This window comes from Streptomyces sp. NPDC042371, assembly GCF_056437465.1.
On sequence record NZ_JBWKAP010000004.1, the window covers coordinates 576,031 to 599,098 of the forward strand.

The following is a 23,068-nucleotide window of genomic DNA, read 5'->3' on the forward strand; positions in this document are numbered from 1 at the left end:
ACGTCTGCGACTCCTCGCTCGAGTTGGTCCAAGTCAATTCGGAGCGTAGCAGGTGTCGGTTCCTGCTTCGCGTGATTATGCGCAGGCTACTCGCCTTCGATGCCCGTCACCGGTTAGAGTGGTGACGAACCGCCTGACGGTCGGCCTGACGACTCGCACAGCGAAGTGGAGATTCCCATGGACAAGGAACTCGTCGGCACAAGTACCGCGGCCGCTGCCGCGGCACGTCACGAGCGCTACGGCCACCTCCCCGAGCGCATCCGCTTCGAAGACATGACCGAGGCGGCGGCGACCGGTCGGAGCGGCACGGAGCCCGGCGCCTACCACCCCGAGGGCTCGTGGAAGTACTACTCGTGCCTGGCGCTCGACATGGGGCTGTAGCCCCGGCGGCCGAACGCCGCTGTCAGTCCGGCCACTCCCACTCCATCCCGTAGACGCCCGGCTTGCAGTGCGTGGGCAGCAGGTGGGTCGTGTGAAAGGCGTCGACAGCGGTGCGGCGACGGTGCCGGGGTTCGGCGCCGATCTGCTCGCGCTGATAGCTCCAGCAGCCGGTCGGGAGCGCCCGGGGGTGGAAGCGGACCTGCAGCAGGTAGGTCCGCAGCGCCGTGGTGACGCGGCGCTCGTGCTGGTGGGAGACGTCCGAGGCGGCCCTGAGGGTGTAGGTGACCACCGCGGTCTCGGTTCTGGCCAGTTGCCGCCCGAGGGGAATGTCGGCCGCCACACAGCCGAGCTCCGGCAGGAACCGGCTGCGCGGCGGCGGCCCGAACGGGACGGCGAGGTCGACCGTCCCCGCCTTCGGGGAGTCGAGGAAGTGGACGACGGTCAGATGCTGGACGGCGTCGCGGACGGCCTGCACCACGGTGGTGATCGACGTCTCGTGAATGGAGCGGTGCTCGTCCAGGCTCACCGTCTCCTGGACGGTCAGCGGTCGCAGCCCCTCGTTGAACTGCGGGAACGCGTCACCGAGGGCCTGTTCCACGTCCGAGTTCTCGCCGTAGACCGTGCGGGCGACGGTCGGGTCGAGCGGTGGGGGACCGCCGCGCGGCCGGTGCGGGCCGAGGAGTGAGCGCAGGGTGCCGGTGGGGAGGTTGAGCAGCGGCTCCAGCGCGTCGACGGCGCGCAGGGACTGGGCGCGCTCCGGCTGGCTGCGTCCGCGCTGCCAGTGGCTGAGCGTGGCGAGGCTGACGGTGATCTGCTGGGCCCTGAGGTGGTCGCGTATGCGCTCCAGCGGCAGCCCACGTTGTTGGAGGGCCTGACGGAACACGGTCGCGAAGGTCGTATCGGGCCCTTCGGCGTGGGGGATGTTCGGCATGGCGTCTTTCGGCGGGCGGGAGGCACCATCGGCTCTTGGGTCCTCGATCCCTCGCTCCGATGAACGCGGCTCAACGGTGGTTTCAGGCCACACAGGCGACCAGGGGCCGCCCACCTTAGCCGGTGGGCGGCCCCTGGTCTTCCCCCGAAGGCCGGTCAGTTGGTGTTGAGGGTCAGCCCGTAGTAAGAGAGGGCGTCGTCGAGCGGCTGGAAGTAGGAGGAGCCGCGCGAGTTCACACCCCCGGTGCACTGCTGGTTCACCGGGCCGCCGGAGGTCATGCCCTGGGCCTGGTTGCCGGAGATGTACGCGCCGCCGCTGTCGCCGCCCTCGGTGCAGACGGTGGAGGTGGCGAGACCCGTGACGACCGTGTCGGGGCCGCCGTTCTGGTCGACGTAGGTGACGGAGACGTTGTACGAACCGACCTTGCCGCACGTCCAGCCGGTGGTCGCGCCGGACTTGCAGAGCGCGGCACCGGACGAGGCGCGGCTGCTGCCGTTCACGGCCACGTTGCCCGCCTGGCCCCAGGTGCCGACCTTGGTCGTGATCGAGTGACCGGAGCCGATGGCGGCGACGCCCATGTCGACGCTGTTGGTGCCGACCGCGAAGCGGGTGTGGGTGCCCTTGGCGAACGCGGTGCCGTTGTAGCGCAGGGTGGGCAGACCGGCGACGCAGTGGCCCGCGCTGACGAGGTACTGCTTGCCGGACCGGTCGTGGGCGCCGTAGCCGACGGAGCACCAGCCGTTGGTGTCGTTGATCGTCATCTTGCTGCCGGGGGAGATCGCGGCCTGCGGCACGCGCTTCTCCTGGTCCCGCACGATCTTGACGGCGGAGCCGTACGTCGCTGCCTTGGCGAGGAACGCCTTGGCGGCCGCCCCGCGGTCGCTGTTGACCTTGACGGTGACCTGGTCCGAGGCCAGGTCCACGGACCAGTCGACGACACCGGCGGGGGCGCGCCGGTCGGCCGCGGCGTCGAGCCGCGCCTTGATGCCGTCGAGCTTGTCCTGGCCGCGGGCGGGCACGCGGGCGTCGAGTCCGGCCTTCTCGATGGCGGTGACATCGGCGCTGTCGTCGGCGTTGACGGTCAGCTTGCCGGAGGCGTCGAAGAACGCCCCGTCCTCGGATATCCCGCTTTTCCTCAGCTCGGTGAGCCGGGCCTGCTGGGCGGCCTGCCGGTCGAGCCGGTCGGCCGCGGCCTTCTCACTCACACCGAGCGACGCGGCGAGCGCCCGCACCATCTCGGGCTGGTAGCGCGCGACGGGTGCGGAGTCCGTCGCCGGTGCTTGTGCCTGCGCCGTGGCCTGGGTTCCCACGACCACTGCTGTCGAGAGCAGAGCGGCCACGGCGGCGAATCTGTATCTACGAGAATGCGACACACTGATTCCTTCCGAATGGCAGGCAGGAACTCTCCGGTAATACGGAAAAATGGGGGGTGGGTTCCTGCCTGGCAGCGAGCGTGGGGCTCGCTGCGGCATGAACTCTGGCCCAGTGCTCAGCCCTTCAACAAGGTCTGTGACAAGGGCAGCTTTTAACAGAACATCAAGGGAACTGTAAAAACGGCGCACTTCCGCATTGGCTATTAGGGGTGGGAATGACCGACGGCCCTCAGGGGCCGTACAGCGGGGCGGCGACGCGTCAGGAGCGTACGGCCGCGGGCGTGATCTTGGCCGGATCCAGGTCCACCACGGCCAGCTCCTCCGGGCTCAGCGGGGGAGCCGTCAGCTCCGGAAGACGCTCGTCGGCGCGCATCGCCATCAGGAAGCGGTTGGAGCCCAGTTCGGTCTGCGGCGCGTTCAGGCTCATGACGTCCGTGACGATCTCGGACGCCTTGGGCGAGCGGATCGAGGCGGCCGTGATGGCCTCCGCGAACCGCAGCCGCTGCTCCGTGTCGACGCCGATGAGCCGCGGATCCGTCGCGGAAACACGGCAGTTGACGTAGTCGATGTCCTTGGTCGCGGCCAGGATCCACGGGTCGTCGACGGCCGCGCCGATCGCCTTCTGGAGGAGCAGCGCGGACCCCGCGCCGCCCTGCGGATTCCGCCGGAACTCGCGGTCGATCGTGTCGGCACAGCGCGCGGCCGAACTCATCCCGTGCCCGTAGATCGGGTTGAACGCGGTCAGTGAGTCCCCGATGACGAGCAACCCGTCCGGCCATGCGTCGAGCCGCTCCGGATACAGGCGGCGGTTCGCGCCGGAACGGGAGCCGAAGACCGGGGTGAGCGGCTCCGCGTCGCGCAGGAGCTCGGCCAGGATCGGATGGTTCAGGTTCTCCGCGAAGGGGAGGAACTCCTCCTCGCTGCTGGGCAGTTGCGCGCCCCTCGTGCAGGAGAGAGTCGCCAGCCAGCGGCCGCCCTCGATGGGGTAGACCACACCGAACCGGCCGGGCTCGCGCACCCGGTCGTCGGCGGCGATGTTGACGGCGGGGAAGTGGGTCGTCGCGCCGGGCGGGGCCGTGAAGAGGCGGGTGGCGTAGGCGACGCCCGCGTCCACCACGTCCTCTTCGAGGGCGGGCACGCCCAGCTCGGAGAGCCACTGCTTGAGGCGCGAGCCCCGGCCGGTGGCGTCGATCACCAGGTCCGCTTCGAGGGGTTCCTGCGCCCCGCTGTCCACATCGCGCACGACGACACCGGTGACCCGGCTCCCGCTGCCCGAGAGCTCGACGGCCTCGGTGCGCTGCCGGACGGTGATGTTCGCGGGTGCCAGGGCCTGTTGACGTACCGTCAGGTCGAGCAGCGGGCGGCTGGCGACCAGCGCGAACTGGGTGGCGGGGAAGCGGTGCTGCCACCCCTGCCCGGTCAGGGTCACCAGGTCCTCGGGGAAGCCGAGACGGCGGGCGCCGGCCGCCAGGAGACGGTCGGTGGTGCCGGGCAGCATCTCCTCGATGAGGCGGGCGCCGTTGGACCACAGCAGGTGGGCGTGGCGGCCCTGCGGGACCCCCTTGCGGTGCCGGGGCTCCTCGGGCAGGGCATCGCGCTCCACGACGGTGACGGCGTCGACGTGGCGGGCCAGAACGTGGGCCGCGAGGGTGCCTGCCATGCTGGCACCCAGTACGACGGCGTGGGCGGGTCGGGTGGTGGTCACGCGCGGATCCCTTCGGGGTGGGTGGTGTCGGCGGCGGGCCCGTCCATGGTCACGTCGGTGACTCCCCAGAACGCCTGGACCCGGCGGCCGAGCCCGTTCTCGTCGAGTTCGACGATGCCGACGATGCGGAAGGTCATCGGCCGCGGCCGCTGCACGGTGACCGTCGTCGGCGTCACCACGAAGCGGTCGTCCATCGACGTCATCGGCGGCTCGGGCACCTCGTGCGTACCGCAGGAGACGGCCAGTTCGAGGTGCCTGCGGAGATCGTCCTTGCCCACCATCGGCGGCCGTCCCACCGGGTCCTCGAAGACGATGTCGTCCGTGAACAGGTCGAGGACGCCCTCGATGTCACCGGCGTTGATCCGCTGGGCGTAGTCGACGGCCATCTGCTTGCGCGCGGCCTCGTCGGGCATGGCACCTCCAGGAAGGGTGGGCAGACCTGTGGAAAGTCATCGCGGGCCTGCGGTTCAGCCGAGGACCGTGAGATCGGATGTGCCCCAGTACGACTTCAGGTGCCGGACGAGGCCGGACGCGTCCATACGGATCACGAGCATCGCCGTACGCCGAATGCGCGCCGTCTCCGGGGCGTCGGGGGCCTTGAGCCAGCCCCGTTCGGCGTACTGCGGCCCCAGGGGCAGGTAGTCCATGACGGAGGTGATCCGGATCAGCGCGTGCGCGGCGTCCTGACCGGCGACGGGCTCGGCCGCCTCCTCGCGCAGATGCGCGGAGAGGAGCAACTCATAGTGGGCGCGCAGCGCGTCGTGCCCGGTCAGGGGCGGCAGGCCGACCGGGTCCTCGACCACGGCGTCGGGCGCGTACAGCTCGACGACGGCGTCCAGGTCCCCGGCGTTGATCCGCCGACTGTGCTCCAGGGCGCGCTTCTTGCGGGCGAACTCGTTCATCGCTGTCCCTCCACTGCCTGTCCGTTGCCCTGTCCGTTGCCGCTGTCCCTGCCGAGGTCCCGGTCGATGAACGCGAAGATCTCGTCGGCCGATGCGTCCTGGATGCGGGCGGCCACCGCGGCCACCGCGACCTCGGCGGCTGTCTCCCGCGGCACGTCGAGCCGGGCCAGCGTGGCCCGCAGCCGCCCGGCCAGCTCGGTCCGTGCCGTGCCGTCCTGCGAGGAGACCGCGAGGAGCGAGTTCTCCAGCCGCTCGAACTCCGCGAGGACGTCGGCGAGCGGATCCGCCGCGCGCGGCGCGAGCTCCTGGCCCAGATGCGCGGCCAGCTCCGCCGGGTTCGGGTGGTCGAAGACGAACGTGGCGGGCAGCTTCAGCCCGGTCGCGGTCGAGAGCCTGTTGCGCAGTTCCACCGCGGTCAGCGAGTCGAACCCGAGCTCCCGCAGCCCCTGCGTCGCATTGACGGGCGTGGCCGCGTCGTATCCCAGGACGGCCGCGATGTGCGTGCACACCAGGTCGAGCAGCGCCTCCTCCCGCTCGGCGTCGGACATCGCGCCGAGCGCCTTGAGGAGCGCGGCCGCGCCCGCCGAGACGGATCCGCCGCCGCTCCTGCTCCCGGCGCCGCGCACCAGGTCCTGCAGCAGCGCCGGTGCGGGGCGGCTCTCGGCCTGCCTGCGCATCCGGGCCAGGTCCAGGCGGACCGGCGCGTACAGCGGCAGACCGCCCGCCCAGGCCGTGTCGAGGAGGGCGAGGCCCTCGTCGGCGCCGAGCCCGACCACACCGGCCCGGGCGTGGCGTGCCCGGTCGGCGTCGGTGAGCCGCCCCGACATCCCGTTCTCCAGGTCCCAGTAGCCCCACGCCAGGGAGGTCGCCGCCGCCCCGCCGTCCTGCCGGTGCCGGGCCAGCGCGTCCAGGAAGGCGTTGGCGGCCGTGTAGCTGCCCTGGCCGGGGCCGCCGAGGAGCCCGGCGACCGAGGAGTACAGGACGAACGCGGACAGGTCAGCGTCCCGCGTCAGTTCGTGCAGGTTCCACGCGGTGTCCGCCTTCACGCGCATTACCTCCTCGACCTGCTCGGCCGTGAGGTTCTGCACCACCGCGTCGCTGACGGTGCCCGCGCAGTGGAAGACGGCGGTCAGCGGGTGCTCCGGCGCCACCGACTCCAGGAGGGCGGCCGCGGCCTCCCGGTCACCGAGGTCGCAGGTGGTGAAGGTGACCCGCGCGCCGAGCGCGGAGAGGTCCGCCGCCAGCTCCAGCGCGCCCGGCGCGTCGGCGCCGCGCCTGCTGGACAGGAGCAGATGCCTGGCTCCGTGGCGGCCCACCAAGTGGCGGGCGGCCAGGGCGCCGAGTGCCCCGGTGCCGCCGGTGACGAGGACGGTGCCTTCGGGGTCGAAGGCGACGGGCAGGGTGTACACGGTCGTGCCCGCCGAGGGCGGGGCGGCCTCCGCGGCGGGGGCCTGCCGGACGTCCCACGCGGTGACGTCGAGAGGCACGAGGCCGCCGCCACTCGACCCTGCCGACTCCGAGGAGAGGGCGACGGAGCCGGAGACGGATACGGCGACGGCGTCGGCGACCGGCAGGTCCGCCGGATCCGCCGAATCCGCCAGCTCGGCGAGGATCTCCCGTACGCGCCCGGGCTCGGGCGGCGCGACCGCCTGCCCGCCGTCCGGGGCGCCCGCCCGGTCGACCACCAGCCTCCCGTCACGACCGATGGTGACGTCGGCCGCCCCGTCCACGACCTCCGCACGCCAGCGCCGCGCAAGGCGCGTCACCGCCCGCCCGACGGGGCCGGTCCCCTCCGCGACGAACAGGGTTTCCCCGCCGCGCGGCACGACGACATCCGCCAGTACGTGGTACGCGGCCACATAGGCGCCCAAGGATCCGGCCGCCTGCGCCCAACTCCACCCGGCCGGAACGGTCGTGAGCAACGCGGCATCGGTGACGCCCACCGGCCCCACCGCGGCGAACAAGCCCATCACCCGGTCGCCGACCGCTACGGGACCGGCCTCGCCGCCGACCTCTGTCACGACACCTGCACCTACGACCTGGCCCGCCGCGAGCGGCCCCGGGTCCGGCGCGGCCGCCCGCACCGCGACCCGCACCTCGTGCGGCTTCAGGACCCGCCGGGCCTCGGGCGCGTCGACCAGGGCCAACTGCCGTCCGGGCCCGGGCACTTCATGCCCGGAGAGACGCCACGTAGGCGCCCCGACCGGCGGCGCGAGTCGGGCGGAGGCGTCATCACGTACGAGCCGCGGCACGAACACCCGCCCGTCCCGCAGCGCCAACTCCGGCTCCCCGGAGCCAAGTACGCCCGGCAGCGCCGTGAGGGAAGCCTCCACCGCCTCCACCGCATCCAGGTCGAGCAGCGTGAGGCGCCCCGGATTCTCGGCCTGCGCACTGCGCACCAGACCCCACAGCGACGCGCCCGGCAGATCACCGACGGTCTCACCCGGCCGCGCCGCGGCCGCGCCCCGGGTGACGACGACGAGGCGGCTCGCCGCGAACGCGGGATCGTCGACCCACTCCTTGAGCAGCGACAGCAGGGTCACGGCGGCCAGCCGCGCATACCCGGCCGCATCTGTGTTCGCATCACCTGCACCACTCACGCCAGGTGTGCCACCCGCACCGGGCGTGGCGCACACGGCGAGCACGACATCGGGTGTCTCGTCCCCACCCGCCACACCGTCCCGCAGCGCGGCGAACGTGTCCCGCACAGGAGCCCCGGACAACGCGTCGGCGAGCGCCGCACCCAGCGGTTCCCCGGCGGGCGCGACGACAGCGGCACGCACGGCGCCGCCGCCACCCGCATCGGCCCGCGCGGCCGCCTCCGTCCACACGAGCCGGAACAGCGCGTCCCGGTCCGCCGCACGGGCACCCGCGATCTGATGGGCGGCCACCGGCCGCACCGTGAGCGACTCCAGCGTCAGGACCGGCGTTCCACCGTCGTCCACGGCGGTCAGGGCCAGCTGGTCCGGCGCGGTACGTGCGATACGTACCCGCAGCTTGTCCGCGCCCGGCGCATGCACCCGCAGCCCGCTCCACGAGAACGGCAGCAGCACCTGGTCGGTGTCGGCGGACGAGGTGACCGCGTCCAGGATCAGCGCGTGCAGCGTCGCGTCGAGCAGCACCGGATGGACCTGATAGCGGTCGGCCCCGCCGCTCTCCGCCTCGGGCAGCGCCACCTCGGCGTAGAGGTCGTCGCCGAGCCGCCAGGCGGTCACGAGCCCCTGCGATCCGGGCCCGAAGTCATAGCCGTACGAGGCGAGTTCACCATAAGGATCCTGCCCGCCGACGGGTGTGGCACCGGGCGGCGGCCAGGCCCCGCCCAGCGAGACGTCCCCGTCGACCGGCCCCGCGGGAGCGACCACACCGGCGGCGTGCCGGGTCCACACGGCCTCCTCGCCCTCACTCGTGGGCCGCGAGTGGACGGACACAGGCCGCCGCCCGTCCTCGCCCACGGAGCCGACCGCCACCTGGAGGTCCACCGCGCCCGCGCCCTCGTCCCCGAAGGCGAGCGGCGTGTGCAGCGTCAGCTCCGCCAGCTCCTCGCAGCCCGCGCGCACCGCGGCCTGCAGCGCGAGCTCCACGAAGGCGGAACCGGGCAGCAGCACGGTGTCCATGACCCGGTGCTCGGCCAGCCACGTCTGGTCCCGCGGCGAGATGCGCCCGGTCAGCAGATGACTGCTGCCGTCCGCGAGCTCCACGGCGGCCCCGAGCAGCGGATGCCCCGCAGAGGCGAGCCCGAGCCCCGCCGGATCCCCGGCGAGCCCCCGCCGCCCCTCCAGCCAGAACCGCTCCCGCTGGAAGGCGTACGTCGGAAGATCCACCACCCGCGGCAACGGAACCGCCGGGAACCATCCCGTCCAGTCGATGTCGGCGCCTGCGGTGAAGGCCTGGGCGGCTGCGCGGGTGAGTTGGGTGGTGTCGCCGTGGTCGCGGCGGAGGGTGGGGATCACCGTGGCGGGCATGTCGGCCTGCTCGATGGTTTCTTCCATGCCGAGGTTGAGGACGGGGTGGGGGCTGGCTTCGATGAAGAGGCGGTAGCCGTCGGCCAGCAACGTCTTGATGGTGTCGGCGAAGCGGACGGGCTGGCGGAGGTTGGTGACCCAGTAGCCGGTGTCGAGCGCCGTGGTGTCGTTGAGGCGTTCGGCGGTGACGGTGGAGTAGAAGGCCACGTCGGTCGGCGCAGGCTGGATGTCGGCCAGGCGTTCGGTGAGCAGGTCGTGGAGTTGGTCGATCTGGGGGTTGTGGGAGGCGTAGCCGACGTCGATGACGCGGGCCCGGAGGCCGCGCTCCTCTGCGTCGGCGACGACGGCAGCGACTTCCTCCGGTGAACCCGAAATGACAGTCGAAGAAGGTCCGTTGACGGCGGCGATGCTGACACCGGGCCGGTGGTCCCCGATGAGCTCGGCGGCCTGTTCGGCGCTGGTGCCCAGGGAGGCCATGTCGCCGTGCCCCTGCAGCTGGCGGAGGGCGTCGCTGCGTACCGCCACGATCCGCGCCGCATCCTCCAGGGAGAGCGCGCCCGCGACACAGGCGGCGGCCATCTCGCCCTGTGAGTGTCCGATCACGGCGGCCGGGACGATCCCCTGATCGGCCCACACCGCGGCCAGCGACACCATCACGGCCCACAGCACGGGCTGCACGACCTCGACCCGCGCCAGTTCGCTGCCGTCCCCGCGCAACACCTCACGCAACGACCAGTCCACATGCGCTGACAGCGCCTGCTCGCACTCGTCGATACGGGCCGCGAACACGGGTGACTCATCCAGCAGTTGGGCCCCCATACCCACCCACTGCGACCCCTGCCCTGGGAAGACCAACACCGGCCCCGCCCCAGAGGCGCCCTGTACAGCGCCTTCCACGACGTCCTGTGACGGCTCGCCCGCCGCCAGGGAACGTAGTCCGGTGAGGAGCGCGTCGCGGTCCCGGCCCACCACCACCGCCCGGTTCTCGAACACCGAGCGGCTCTTGACCAGGGACCAGCCCACGTCCAGGGGCGACACCAGCTGGGGGTCGGCCGTCGCGCGCTCGGCCAGTAGAGCGGCCTGGGCCCGCAGCGCCTCCTCGCCGCGCGCCGAGACCACCCACGGCACCACTCCGGCGGGAGCGTCGGCCGCGTCCGACGGGGAAGGCGCGGGCTCCGGCGCTTCCGGGGCCTGCTCCAGGATGAGGTGTGCGTTCGTGCCCGAGATGCCGAACGCGGACACCCCGGCGCGGCGCGGGCGTTCGCCGCGCGGCCAGGCGACCGGCTCGGACAGGAGCTGGACTCCGCTGCCGTCCCATTCGACGTGCGGCGTGGGCGCGTCGATGTGCAGCGAGGCGGGCAGCTGCTCGTTCCGCAGCGCCATCACCATCTTGATCACACCGGCGACACCGGCCGACGCCTGCGCGTGCCCGATGTTCGACTTGATCGAGCCGAGCCACAGCGGCCGGTCCTCGGGCCGCTCCTTGCCGTACGTGGCCACGAGCGCACTCGCCTCGATGGGGTCGCCCAGCATGGTGCCCGTGCCGTGCGCCTCCACCGCGTCGACGTCGTCGGCGGAGAGGCGCGCGTTGGCGAGGGCCTGCCGGATGACGCGCTGCTGCGCCTGCCCGTTGGGTGCCGTGAGCCCGTTGCTCGTACCGTCCTGGTTGATGGCTGAACCGCGGATCACCGCAAGGACGTTGTGGCCGTTGCGCCGGGCCTCCGAGAGGCGTTCGAGGACGACGAGGCCGACCCCTTCGGCCCATCCCGTGCCGTCGGCGGCGGACGCGAACGGCTTGCACCGCCCGTTCTTGGCGAGCCCGCGTTGCAGGGAGAACTCCACGAAGGAGCCCGGCGTGGCCATCACCGTCGCGCCGCCCGCGAGGGCGAGCGAGCACTCGCCCTGCCGCAGCGCGTGCGCCGCCTGGTGGATCGCCACCAGCGACGACGAGCACCCGGTGTCGATGGTCATCGCGGGGCCTTCGAGGCCGAGTACGTACGACACCCGGCCGGAGGCGACACAGCCGAGGTTGCCGGTGCCGATGTAGCCCTCCACCTCGGTGGGCCGTTCACCGACGAGCGCCAGGTAGTCGTAGATGGTCAGGCCCGTGTACACCCCGGCGTTGCTGCCCTTCAGGGCCTCGCGGTCGAGCCCGGCGCGTTCGATCGCCTCCCAGGCGGTCTCCAGGAGGAGTCGCTGCTGGGGGTCCATCGCGACGGCCTCGCGGGGGCTGATGCCGAAGAAGGCGGCGTCGAAGTCGCCCGCGTCGTAGAGGAAGCCGCCCTCGCGCACGTAGCTGGTGCCGCGGCTCTCCGGGTCCGGGTTGTACAGCGCCTCAAGGTCCCAGCCCCGGTCGTCGGGGAAGCCGCTCATGGCGTCCCTGCGGTCCGTGACCAGGTCCCACAGCTCCTCGGCGGAGCGGACGTCACCCGGGTAGCGGCAGGCCATGCCGACGATCGCGATCGGCTCGTCGTCGGCGGCGGCAGCGGTCGTCCGCGCCGCTTCCGCGGACGCCGTGTCGCCCGACAGCTCGGCCTGGATGACGTCGGTGAGCGCGTCGGGCGTGGGGTGGTCGAAGACGACCGTGGTCGGCAGGGTCAGACCGGTGCTCTTGTTCAGCCTGTTGCGCAGCTCCACCGCGGTCAGCGAGTCGAAGCCCAGCTCCTGGAACGGCTTGGTCGCGGGCACGGCGTCGACGTCCGAGTGCCCGAGCGTGGCCGCCGCCTGCGAGCGCACGTGCTGCAGCACCAACTGCCGCTGCTGTGCCGGTTTCGCCTCGGTCAGTTCCTGCTGCAGCGACGACGCCTCCGTGGCATCCTCCTGCGCCACGGGCGCGCTCGCCCTGCGGTTCTCGGGCAGATCGGCGAGGAGCGGGCTGGGCCGTTGCGCCGTGAAGGTCGAGGTGAACTGCGCCCAGTCGAAGTTCGCCACCGTCAGCGTCGTCGCGCCCGCGTCGAGTGCCTGGTGCAACGCCTTGATGCACAGGACCGGGCTGAGCGGGTGCAGACCGAAACGGCTGAAGAACGTCAACGCCGCCTGGTCGGCGGCCATCCCCGCCTCGGCCCAGGGTCCCCAGGCGATCGAGGTGGCGGCCAGGCCCTGGGAGCGCCGGTGCTCGGCCAGCGCGTCGAGGAAGTGGTTGGCGGCGCCGTACGCGCCCTGCTGGCCGCTGCCCCACACACCGGCACCGGACGAGAACATCACGAACGCGGAGAGTTCCAACTCCCTTGTCAGCTCGTGCAGATGGAGTGCGGCCAGCGCCTTGGGGCGCAGCACCTCGTCCAGCTCGGCGCCCGTCACCTCGCCGAGGCCGATGTAGTTCGGTACGCCCGCGGCGTGCACGACGGCGGTGAGGGGGTGCTCGGCGGGGACGCCGTCGACGAGGCGGCGCACTTGCTCACGGTCGCCGACGTCGCAGGCGGTGATGGTGACGGAGGTGCCCAACTCCTCGAGCTCGGCGGCGAGTTCCTGTGCGCCGGGTGCGTCCGGGCCGCGGCGGCTGGTGAGAAGGAGGCGCGGGGCGCCCTCGCGGGCGAGCCAGCGGGCGAGGACGGCACCGATGCCGCCGGTGCCACCGGTGATGAGGGTGGTGCCCCGGGGCTCCCAGCTCAGGCCACTGTTCGGGGTCGTGGCGGGCGCGTGGGCGAGGCGGCGGGCGTGGGCTCCGGTGGGACGGATCGCGATCTGATCCTCGTCCTGAGGGGCGAGCGCCGCCGCCAGCCGGGTCAGCGACTGATGGTCGATACGAGCGGGCAGGTCGACGAGCCCGCCCCACAGCCGCGGGTACTCCAGGGCGGCGACGCGCCCGAGACCCCAGACCTGGGCCTGCACGGGGTTGGTGAGGGAGTCGGTGGCGCTGGTGGAGACCGCACCTTGCGTGAGGGTGCGTACGGAAACGTCGGCGCCGTTGTCGCCGAGGGCCTGGACGAGAGCGGTCGTCGCGGCGAGTCCGGCGGGCACGGCAGGGAACTCGGGGTGCGGCTCCTCGTCCAGGGCCAGCAGATTGACGATTCCGGCGTGCTGCTCCCCGCCCATCACCGAGAGCAACTCCTGTGCCAGTGCGGCACGTTCCACGGCGCGGGCGTCGAGTACGTGACGCCGTACTTCGCCGCCGTGCGCGGCCAGTGTCTGTGCGGTCGCCTGGACGGCGGGGTGGTCGGTGTGCGCGGCGGGCACGAGCAGCAGCCAGGTCCCGGCGAGCTCCGGCGTTGCCGCGGCGGGCAGGTGCTTCCAGGTGACGTGGTAGCGCCAGGAGTCGACCGTGGACTGCTCCCGGTGACGGCGACGCCAGGCCGAGAGGACGGGCAGCGCGGGCTCCAGCGCTCCGACGGTCTCCGCCTGCCCCTCGATCTCCAGACTGCTGGCGAGGGCGTCGATGTCCAAGTCCTCGATCGCCTGCCAGACCCGGGCCTCGACGGGATCGTGCCCGCCGCCCCCGGACGCCACCGCCGCGGGCGGCTCCACCCAGTACTGCTTGTGCTGGAAGGCGTAGGTGGGCAGGCCGACGGTACGAGGGCTGGGCTCGGCCGGGAACCAGCGCCGCCAGTCGACCTCGGCCCCCACCGCGAACGCCTGCGCGGCGGCATGCGTGAGCTGTGTGCGGCCTCCGTGGTCACGGCGCAGGGTGGGCACGGTGGTGGCCGTGACACCGGCCTGTTCGATCGTCTCCTGAATGCCGAGGTTGAGGACGGGGTGGGGGCTGGCTTCGATGAAGAGGCGGTAGCCGTCGGCCAGCAACGCGTCGATGGTGTCGGCGAAACGGACCGGCTGGCGGAGGTTGGTGACCCAGTAGCCGGTATTCAGGGCCGCCATGTCGGTGAGCCGCTCGGCCGTGACCGTCGAGTAGAACGCCACGTCGGTCTGCGCAGGCTGGATGTCGGCCAGGCGTTCGGTGAGCAGGTCGTGGAGTTGGTCGATCTGGGGGTTGTGGGAGGCGTAGCCGACGTCGATGACCCGGGCCCGGAGGCCACGCTCCTCTGCGTCGGCGACGACGGCAGCGACTTCCTCCGGTGGGCCCGAGATGACGGTCGAGGAGGGCCCGTTGACGGCCGCGACGGTCACGCCCGGCCGGTCGCCCCCGATCAGCTCGGCGGCCTGCTCGGCGCTGGTGCCCAGGGAAGCCATGTCGCCGTGGCCCTGAAGCTGCCGCAGCGCGTCACTGCGTACCGCCACGATCCGTGCCGCATCCTCCAGCGAGAGCGCCCCCGCCACACAGGCGGCAGCCATCTCACCCTGCGAGTGCCCGATCACCGCAGCCGGAGTAATCCCCTGATCCGCCCACACCGCAGCCAGCGACACCATCACGGCCCACAGCACCGGCTGCACAACCTCGACCCGCGCCAGCTCACTCCCGTCCCCGCGCAACACCTCACGCAACGACCAGTCCACGTACGCGGACAGAGCCTGCTCGCACTCGTCGATCCGGGCCGCGAACACCGGCGACTCATCCAGCAGCTGAGCCCCCATGCCCACCCACTGCGACCCCTGCCCCGGAAACACCAACACCGGCCCCGGACCCATATCGCCCGCGACCCCGGTCACCACGTCCGCGGAGGCCTCGCCCGCAGCCAGCGCCCCCAGGGAAGCGATCGACTGGGCGGAGCCCTGCCCCACGACCACGGCACGATGTTCGAGGACAGCCCGGCTCGTGGCCAGCGACCAGCCGACCTCGGTCGTCGAGGCACCCGCTTCCCCGACGCCGGACGATCCAGCGAACTCGCCCAGGCGGCCCGCCTGTTCACGCAGCGCATCGGACGTCCGCCCGGAAACCACCCAGGGCACCACCGCACCCGGCGCTGCGGGTGGGGGAGTGGAAACGTCCACCGTCGCCCCCTCCGCAGCCGCCTCTTCCCGCGGCGCCTCCTCAAGGATCAGATGCGCGTTCGTCCCCGAGATGCCGAACGCCGAGATGCCCGCCCGCCGCGTGCGCTCCGGCCGCCACTCCACGGGCTCGGAGAGCAGCCGTACGCCGCCCTGCTCCCACTGGACGTGCGGTGAGGGCGCGTCGATGTGCAGCGAGGTGGGGAGGAGGTCGTTGCGCAGGGCCATGACCATCTTGATCACACCGGCGACACCGGCGGCGGCCTGCGTGTGGCCGATGTTCGACTTGATCGAGCCGAGCCACAGCGGCCGGTCGTCGGGCCGCCCCTGCCCATAGGTGGCGAGGAGCGCACTGGCCTCGATGGGGTCGCCGAGCGTGGTGCCGGTGCCGTGGGCCTCGACCGCGTCGATGTCCTCGGCGGAGAGGCGGGCGTTGGCGAGGGCGGCGCGGATGACGCGTTCCTGGGAGGGGCCGTTGGGGGCGGCGAGGCCGTTGCTCGTACCGTCCTGGTTGACGGCCGAACCCCGCACCACCGCAAGGACTTCGTGGCCGCGGCGGCGCGCTTCGGAGAGGAGTTCGAGCGCCACCACTCCGGCGCCCTCGCCCCAGCCGGTACCGTCGGCGGCGGCCGCGAACGGCTTGCACCGGCCGTCGGGCGCGAGTCCGCGCTGCCGCGAGAACTCGGTGAACGAGCCGGGCGTCGCCATCACCGTCGAACCACCCGCCAGCGCGAGCGAGCACTCGCCCTGCCGCAGCGCCTGTGCGGCCAGGTGGATCGCCACCAGGGACGACGAGCATGCGGTGTCGACCGTCACCGCGGGGCCTTCGAGCCCCAGTGTGTAGGAGATGCGGCCCGACACCACACTGCCGAGGTTGCCGGTGCCGATGTACCCCTCGACCTCGCTGGCCGTCTGGCTGATCAGCGTCAGGTAGTCGTGGGCGCTGACTCCCGTGAAGACACCGGTGTCACTGCCCTGCAAGCCGTGCGGGTTGAGACCCGCGTGCTCGATCGCCTCCCAGGCGGTCTCCAGGAGGAGGCGCTGCTGCGGGTCCATCGCGACGGCCTCGCGCGGGCTGATGCCGAAGAAGTCGGCGTCGAAGCGGCCCGCGTCGTACAGGAAGGCGCCGTCCCGCACGTAACTGGTGCCCGGGTGCTCCGGGTCCGGGTGGTAGAGGGACTCCAGGTCCCACCCCCGGTCGTCGGGGAACCCCGAGACCGCGTCGCCCCCGTCGCGCACGAGCCGCCACAGGTCGTCGGCGGACCGGGCGCCGCCGGGAAAGCGGCAGGCCATGCCGACGATGGCGACCGGCTCGGCGGATTCCTTGTCGCGGAGCCGTTGGCGGGCCTCGCGCAGCTCCGCGGTGACCCACTTGAGGTGATCGAGAAGCTTCTCCTCGTTCGACATCTGACCCAGGCTCCTTGGCGCGACGTGACGGGGGACGTGGACGTGGACGTGGACGTGGATGGGGTGGGAGTGGGGGGGTGAGTGAGGTCGGGGGCGGGGTCCGGGTCGGGCCGGGGGAGTCGGGGATCAGGACTTCCCGAACTCGCTGGAGATGAGGTCGAAGATGTCGTCCGCGCTCGCCGTCTCCAGGTCGGCGTGGGCGGAGTCGCCGTCCTCCGGGCCGTCCTGCGCCGGGCTCCATTTGGAGACCAGTACCTGCAGACGGCCCACGATGCGCCGACGGGCCGCTTCGTCCATCCCGGCCGTGCCGTACGCCGTGTCCCACTTGTCGAGCGCCGCGAGCACGTTGCCCTCGCCGGTGGTCTCGTCGTCACCGCCGAGCTGCCCGCGCAGATGCGAGGCGAGGGACTCGGAGGTGGGATGGTCGAAGATCACGGTGGCGGGCAGCGTGAGCCCGGTCGTGCTGTTGAGCTGGTTGCGCAGCTGCACGGCGGTCAGCGAGTCGAAGCCCAGCTCCTGGAACGGCTTCGCCGCCGGGATGTCCTCCACCGTGCGGCCCAGGGTGGCGGCCGCGTGCGTCCGGACGTGCTGGACCAGGAAGCCGTGCCGCTGCGACGCGGGCGTCTTCGCGAGCTCCTCGCGGAACGCGCTGGTCTCGGCCGCGGAACCGGCCTGTTCGGCCTCCCGTTGGTTCTCCGGCAGGTCGTCGAGGAACGGGCTGGGCCGCTGCGCGGTGAACGTCGGCGTGAACTTCGCCCAGTCGAAGTTCGCCACCGTCAGCGTTGCCTCGCCCGCGCCGACCGCCTGGTGCAGTGCCTTGACGCCCAGGTCCGGGCCGATCGGAAGCAGGCCGAAGCGCTTGAAGTACGAGAGTGACTCCGGGTCCGCGGACATACCGGCCTCGGCCCAGGGTCCCCAGGCGATCGAGGTGGCGGCCAGGCCCTGGGAGCGCCGGTGCGCGGCCAGCGCGTCGAGGAAGTGGTTGGCGGCGCCGTACGCGCCCTGCTGGCCACTGCCCCACACACCGGCGCCGGACGAGAACATCACGAACGCCGTGAGATCCATGTCCCGCGTCAGCTCGTGCAGGTTCCAGGCCGCATCGGACTTCGACCCGAGCACTTCGTCCAGGCGCGCCGTCGTCAGATCGGTGATCGACGTCAGATCGGTCATGCCCGCGGCGTGGATGACGGCGGTCAGGGGGTGCTCGGGCGGCGTACGGTCGAGGAGGCCCCGGAGCTGGCGCGGATCGCTGACGTCGCAGGCGGTGATGGTGACGGAGGTGCCCAACCCCTGCAGCTCGGCGGCGAGTTCCCGTGCTCCGGGTGCGTCCGGGCCGCGGCGGCTGGTGAGGTGCAGGTGCGGGGCGCCCTCGCGGGCGAGCCAGCGGGCGAGGACGGCGCCGATGCCGCCGGTGCCACCGGTGATGAGGGTGGTGCCCCGGGGCTGCCAGGTGACGTCGGCAGCGGTGCCAGGCGCGGGGGCGTGCGTGAGGCGCCGGGTGTGGGTTCCGGTGGGGCGGATGGCGGTCTGGTCCTCTTCCTGCGGGAGGAGGGCGGTGGCGAGGCGGGCGAGGGCGTGGGGGTCGACGCGGGCCGGTAGGTCGATGAGCCCGGCCCACAGGCGGGGGTGTTCGAGGGCGGCGACGCGTCCGAGTCCCCAGACGTGGGATTGGAGGGGGTGGGCGAGCGGGTCGGTGGCGCTCGTGGAGACGGCTCCCTGCGTGACGGTGTGCAGGGGGGCGGTCGTGCCGTTGTCGGCGAGGGCCTGGATCAGGACGGTGGTCGCCGCGAGTCCCGCGGGCACGGCAGGGTGCTCGGGGTGCGGTCGCTCGTCCAGAGCCAGCAGATTGACGATTCCGGCGCACCCGGACGTGTCCACCGCGGCCAGCGTCTCGCGCCGAACCCGGCCGGTTTCGACCGGATGTAGCCGGACGGCGGACGCGCCGTGCTCACCCAGCGCCTCCGCGGTGGCTCGTACGGCGGGGTGCTCCGCCTTGTCGTCAGGCATGAACAGGAGCCATTCGCCGCCCAGTTGGGGTGCCGAGGCATCGGGGTGGTGCTTCCACGTGACGCGGTAGCGCCAGGAATCGATGGTCGACTGCTCCCGGTGCCGACGTCGCCAGCCCTGCAGTACCGGCAGCGCGGGTTCCAGCGCCCGCACGGCCTCGTCGCTGCCCTCCTCCGATGCCAGCGTCTCCGCCAGCAGCCCGAGGTCGAGCTCATCGACCGCCTGCCACAACTGCGTCTCGGCCGCGCTGTGCTCGGAGCCGAGGGTGTTTCCGGCACGGGCGGAGCGTTCGAGCCAGTAGTGCTGGTGCTGGAAGGCGTAGGTGGGGAGGTCGACGGTACGTGGGGTGGGTTCGGTCGGGAACCAGCGCCGCCAGTCGATGTCGGCGCCTGCGGTGAAGGCTTGGGCGGCGGCGCGGGTGAGCTGGGTGGTGTCGCCGTGGTCGCGGCGGAGAGTGGGGATCACGGTGGCGGTGGCGTCCGCCTGCTCGATGGTCTCCTCCATGCCGAGACTCAGCACCGGGTGCGCGCTCGCCTCGATGAACAGGCGATAGCCGTCAGCCAGCAACGCCTTGACGGTGTCGGCGAAACGGACCGGCTGGCGAAGGTTGGTGACCCAGTAGGCGGTGTCCAGCGCCGTCGTGTCGTTAAGGCGTTCGGCGGTGACGGTGGAGTAGAAGGCCACGTCGGTCGGCACGGGCTGGATGTCGGCCAGGCGTTCGGTGAGCAGGTCGTGGAGCTGGTCGATCTGGGGGTTGTGGGAAGCGTAGCCGACGTCGATGACCCGGGCCCGCAGCCCGGCCTTCTCCGCGTCGGCGACTACGGCAGCCACTTCCTCCGGTAAACCCGAAATGACCGTCGAAGAAGGCCCGTTGACGGCGGCGACGGTCACGCCCGGGCGGTCGTCCCCGATCAGCTCGGCGGCCTGTTCGGCGCTGGTGCCCAGGGAAGCCATGTCGCCGTGGCCTTGGAGCTGCCGCAGCGCGTCGCTGCGTACCGCCACGATCCGTGCCGCATCCTCCAACGACAACGCCCCCGCCACACAGGCGGCAGCCATCTCACCCTGCGAGTGCCCGATCACCGCAGCCGGAGTAATCCCCTGATCCGCCCACACCGCGGCAAGCGACACCATCACGGCCCACAGCACCGGCTGCACGACCTCGACCCGCGCCAGTTCGCTGCCGTCCCCGCGCAACACGTCACGCAACGACCAGTCCACGTACGCAGACAAAGCCTGCTCGCACTCAGCAATCCGCGCCGCGAACACCGGCGACTCATCCAGCAGTTGGGCCCCCATGCCCACCCACTGCGACCCCTGCCCCGGAAACACCAACACCGGCCCCGCACCCGCAGACGCCGCCGCCCCGGACACCACATCCGCGGACACCTCACCCGCAGCCAACGCCTCAAGACCGTCCGTCAACGCATCCCGGTCCCGGCCCACCACCACGGCCCGGTGCTCGAACACCGACCGCGACGTCGCCAACGACCACCCGACCTCCCCCGCCAACGCCTCCGTATCGCCCGCTACAAACTCACCCAACCGTCGCGCCTGCTCCCGCAACGCATCAGGCGTCCGCCCAGAAACCACCCACGGCACCACCAAAGGATCAGCCCCGGCCCCGGATACCTCGCCCCGCACCTCCTCCTCCGGCGCCTCCTCCAAAATCAAATGCGCATTGGTCCCGGAGAAGCCGAAGGAAGACACCCCCGCCCGCCGCGCCCGCTCGCCGCGAGGCCACTTCACCGGCTCGGTCAGCAGGCGCAGCCCGCTGCCGTCCCATTCCACGTGGGGCGAGGGGGCGTCGACGTGGAGGATGGCGGGCAGCAGGTCGTTCTGCAGGGCCAGGACCATCTTGATGACGCCCGCCACGCCCGCGGCGATCTGCGTGTGGCCGATGTTGGACTTCACGGCGCCGACCCACAGCGGCCGGTCCTCCGGGCGTTCCTGCCCGTACGCGGAGATGAGGGCCCCGGCCTCGATGGGGTCGCCGAGTGTGGTGCCGGTGCCGTGGGCCTCCACCGCGTCAATGTCCTCGGCAGAGAGGCGGGCGTTGGCGAGGGCCGCGCGGATGACGCGTTCCTGGGAGGGACCGTTGGGGGCGGTCAAGCCGTTGCTCGCACCGTCCTGGTTCACAGCCGAACCCCGTACCACCGCAAGGACCTTGTGGCCGTTCCGGCGCGCGTCGGACAGACGCTCCAGCAGCACCACACCGGTGCCCTCCGCCATGCCCATGCCGTCGCTGCCCGCGGAGAAGGGCTTGCAGCGGCCGTCGGGGGCCAGGCCGCGCAGTTCGCTGAACCCGATCAGCGGGGCGGGTGACGACATCACGTACGTACCGCCCGCCAGCGCCAGCGAGCACTCCTGCGTGCGCAGTGCCTGGGCGGCGAGGTGGAGGGAGACCAGTGACGAGGAGCATGCGGTGTCGACCGTGACCGCCGGGCCTTCGAGACCCAGGGTGTAGGCGACGCGGCCCGAGGTGACGCTGCCGGAGTTGCCGATGGTGAAGTATCCGGCGGTGCCCTCGGGTACCTCGGAGGCGCCCAGGGCGTAGTCGAGGCCGTCGCAGCCGATGAAGGTGCTGGTGTCGCTTGCGCGCAGGGCGAGGGGGTCGATACCGGCGCGCTCGATGGCCTCCCAGGCCGTCTCCAGGGCGAGCCGCTGCTGCGGCGCCATGGCCATGGCCTCGCTCGGTCCGATGCCGAAGAAGGTGGGGTCGAAGTCGCCCGCGTCGTCGACGAAGCCGCCCTCGCGGACGTAGCTGGTACCGGTGCTCTCGGGGTCCGGGTCGTAGAGGGCGTCGAGGTCCCAGTTGCGGTTGCCGGGCAGCGGGGCGACGGCGTCGCCGCCGGTGGAAATCAGGTCCCAGAACTCGTCGGGGGACCTGACTCCGCCGGGCAGCCTGCACGCCATGCCGATGACCGCGATCGGCTCGTGGCCCGCCGACTCGACGTCCTGCAGTCGGCGTTCCGTCTGACGCAGGTCCGCAGTGACACGCTTGAGGTATTCAAGAAGCTTCTCTTCGGTGTGCGCCATCCCGGTGACAACCGCCCCTCTCCGCGAGAACAGCAGCGCCCCTGACTCGATGACCGGGCAGCCGGGAGATCGGCGTGAGCATCGGGCAGGCGGGACCCCGCCGGACCGCAGACTCGTCGACGACGCTAAAGCCCTCCTAATACTCGGCTGTGTACGTCGTCGTCCCGGGCCGTCGTCACTGGTGGGAGGTGCGGGCGGGCGCGGCAGGTGCTTCTTAGGAGCGCTTAAGACGGCCCTGCCAAGGTGTGCCGGTGTCGGTCCGGACAACGCGAAGCGAGGCATCGTGCCCATCACGGATAGCAAGCCGGCCGCCACCTTCCCCGACCTGGTCGACCCGTCGTTCTGGGCGCGGCCGTACGAGGAACGCGTGGCGCTGTTCGAGCAGATGCGCGAGCTGCCGCATCCGGCGTTCATCCAGCAGAGCATGCCCGGAGTGCCCTGGGCCTTCGGTTACCACGCGCTGGTGAAGTACGCGGACATCGTGGAGGTGAGCCGTCGGCCGCAGGACTTCTCATCGAACGGTGCGACCACGATCATCGGCCTGCCGCCCGAGCTCGACGAGTACTACGGCTCGATGATCAACATGGACAACCCGGGGCACTCACGGCTGCGCCGCATCGTCTCGCGCTCGTTCGGCCGCAACATGATTCCCGAGTTCGAGGCCGTGGCGACCCGTACCGCGCGGCGCATCATCGACGACCTCGTCGCGCGCGGTCCCGGCGACTTCATCAGGCCCGTGGCCGCGGAGATGCCCATCGCCGTGCTCAGCGAAATGATGGGCATCCCGGAGGAGGACCACGACTTCCTCTTCGACCGGTCCAACACGATCGTGGGCCCGCTCGACCCGGACTACGTGCCCGACCGGGCGGACTCCGAGCGCGCGGTGATCGAGGCGTCCCGCGAACTGGGCGACTACATCGCGGGGCTCCGTGAGCAGCGGCTCGCGGTCCCCGGCAACGACCTGATCACCAAGCTGGTGCAAGTGCAGGCGGACGGCGAGCAGTTGACCCGCCAGGAACTCGTCTCGTTCTTCATCCTGCTGGTCATCGCCGGGATGGAGACCACCAGGAACGCGATCTCGCACGCCCTGGTGCTGCTGACCGAGCACCCCGAGCAGAAGCAGCTGCTGCTGTCGGACTTCGACACGTACGCGAAGGACGCGGTCGAGGAGATCCTCAGGGTCTCCACGCCCATCAACTGGATGCGCCGCGTCGCGACCCGCGACTGCGACATGAACGGCCACCGGTTCCGCAGGGGCGACCGGATCTTCCTGTTCTACTGGTCGGGCAACCGCGACGAGGGCACCTTCCCGGACCCGTACCGCTTCGACATCACGCGCGCGACGAACGCCCACGTCACGTTCGGCGCGGTGGGCCCGCACGTCTGCCTCGGCGCCCATCTGGCCCGGATGGAAGTCACCGTCCTGTACCGGGAGTTGCTTGCGGCGCTGCCCCGCATTCGTGCCGTGGGGCAGCCCCGCAGGCTGGACTCCAGCTTCATCGAGGGCATCAAGCACCTTCAGTGCGCCTTCTGAGTACGTACGT

General features: G+C 71.8%; 9 protein-coding genes. 2 read left to right on the forward strand and 7 right to left on the reverse strand.

Annotation, left to right across the window (positions count from 1 at the left end):
• The first annotated feature begins 177 nt into the window (after window positions 1-177).
• Window positions 178-381 carry a hypothetical protein gene (locus AC068B_RS15440; protein ID WP_478671921.1) on the forward strand — a complete coding sequence of 68 codons (204 nt, stop codon included), beginning with the start codon at window positions 178-180 and terminating at the stop codon, window positions 379-381.
• Window positions 382-403: 22 nt separating this feature from the next.
• Here the strand turns inward: AC068B_RS15440 and AC068B_RS15445 are convergent, their stop codons facing one another.
• The 7 genes from AC068B_RS15445 to AC068B_RS15475 all read right to left on the reverse strand — a co-directional run bounded on the left by AC068B_RS15445 (window position 404) and on the right by AC068B_RS15475 (window position 21,524).
• A complete protein-coding gene (locus AC068B_RS15445) occupies window positions 404-1,312 on the reverse strand; it encodes a hypothetical protein (protein ID WP_478671922.1) in 909 nt (302 codons plus the stop codon).
• A 155-nt stretch (window positions 1,313-1,467) separates the two neighbouring features.
• Complete coding sequence (locus tag AC068B_RS15450) at window positions 1,468-2,685, reverse strand: S1 family peptidase (RefSeq protein WP_478671924.1); 1,218 nt, start codon at window positions 2,683-2,685, stop codon at window positions 1,468-1,470.
• A 259-nt stretch (window positions 2,686-2,944) separates the two neighbouring features.
• Entirely contained in the window at window positions 2,945-4,390 is a 1,446-nt protein-coding gene (locus AC068B_RS15455) for an NAD(P)/FAD-dependent oxidoreductase (RefSeq protein WP_478671926.1), read from the reverse strand.
• Entirely contained in the window at window positions 4,387-4,803 is a 417-nt protein-coding gene (locus AC068B_RS15460) for a nuclear transport factor 2 family protein (protein ID WP_356259879.1), read from the reverse strand. The genes AC068B_RS15455 and AC068B_RS15460 overlap by 4 nt, the downstream gene beginning before the upstream one ends.
• 54 nt (window positions 4,804-4,857) lie before the next feature.
• The gene (locus tag AC068B_RS15465; protein ID WP_478671927.1) at window positions 4,858-5,292 is read right to left on the reverse strand and encodes a nuclear transport factor 2 family protein; all 435 of its coding nucleotides are present in this window, start codon (window positions 5,290-5,292) and stop codon (window positions 4,858-4,860) included.
• Window positions 5,289-16,481, reverse strand: a complete 11,193-nt coding sequence (locus AC068B_RS15470) for a type I polyketide synthase (RefSeq protein ID WP_478671928.1) — start codon at window positions 16,479-16,481, stop codon at window positions 5,289-5,291. Before AC068B_RS15470 ends, AC068B_RS15465 begins: the two co-directional genes overlap by 4 nt.
• 126 nt (window positions 16,482-16,607) lie before the next feature.
• Window positions 16,608-21,524 (reverse strand): type I polyketide synthase, encoded by a 4,917-nt coding sequence (locus tag AC068B_RS15475; RefSeq protein WP_478671929.1) that lies wholly within the window; start codon window positions 21,522-21,524, stop codon window positions 16,608-16,610.
• 283 nt (window positions 21,525-21,807) lie between these two features.
• Between AC068B_RS15475 and AC068B_RS15480 the strand changes: the two genes are divergently transcribed.
• On the forward strand, window positions 21,808-23,058 hold the full coding sequence (locus AC068B_RS15480; RefSeq protein WP_478671930.1) for a cytochrome P450: 1,251 nt from the start codon (window positions 21,808-21,810) through the stop codon (window positions 23,056-23,058).
• The last annotated feature ends 10 nt before the right edge of the window (window positions 23,059-23,068 follow it).

Coding starts and splice junctions, on each gene's coding strand:
- AC068B_RS15465 (WP_478671927.1), bottom strand. CDS start 5,292: ATGAACGAGTTCGCCCGCAAGAAGCGCGCCCTGGAGCACAGTCGGCGG.
- AC068B_RS15475 (WP_478671929.1), bottom strand. CDS start 21,524: ATGGCGCACACCGAAGAGAAGCTTCTTGAATACCTCAAGCGTGTCACT.
- AC068B_RS15470 (WP_478671928.1), bottom strand. CDS start 16,481: ATGTCGAACGAGGAGAAGCTTCTCGATCACCTCAAGTGGGTCACCGCG.
- AC068B_RS15445 (WP_478671922.1), bottom strand. CDS start 1,312: ATGCCGAACATCCCCCACGCCGAAGGGCCCGATACGACCTTCGCGACC.
- AC068B_RS15460 (WP_356259879.1), bottom strand. CDS start 4,803: ATGCCCGACGAGGCCGCGCGCAAGCAGATGGCCGTCGACTACGCCCAG.
- AC068B_RS15440 (WP_478671921.1), top strand. CDS start 178: ATGGACAAGGAACTCGTCGGCACAAGTACCGCGGCCGCTGCCGCGGCA.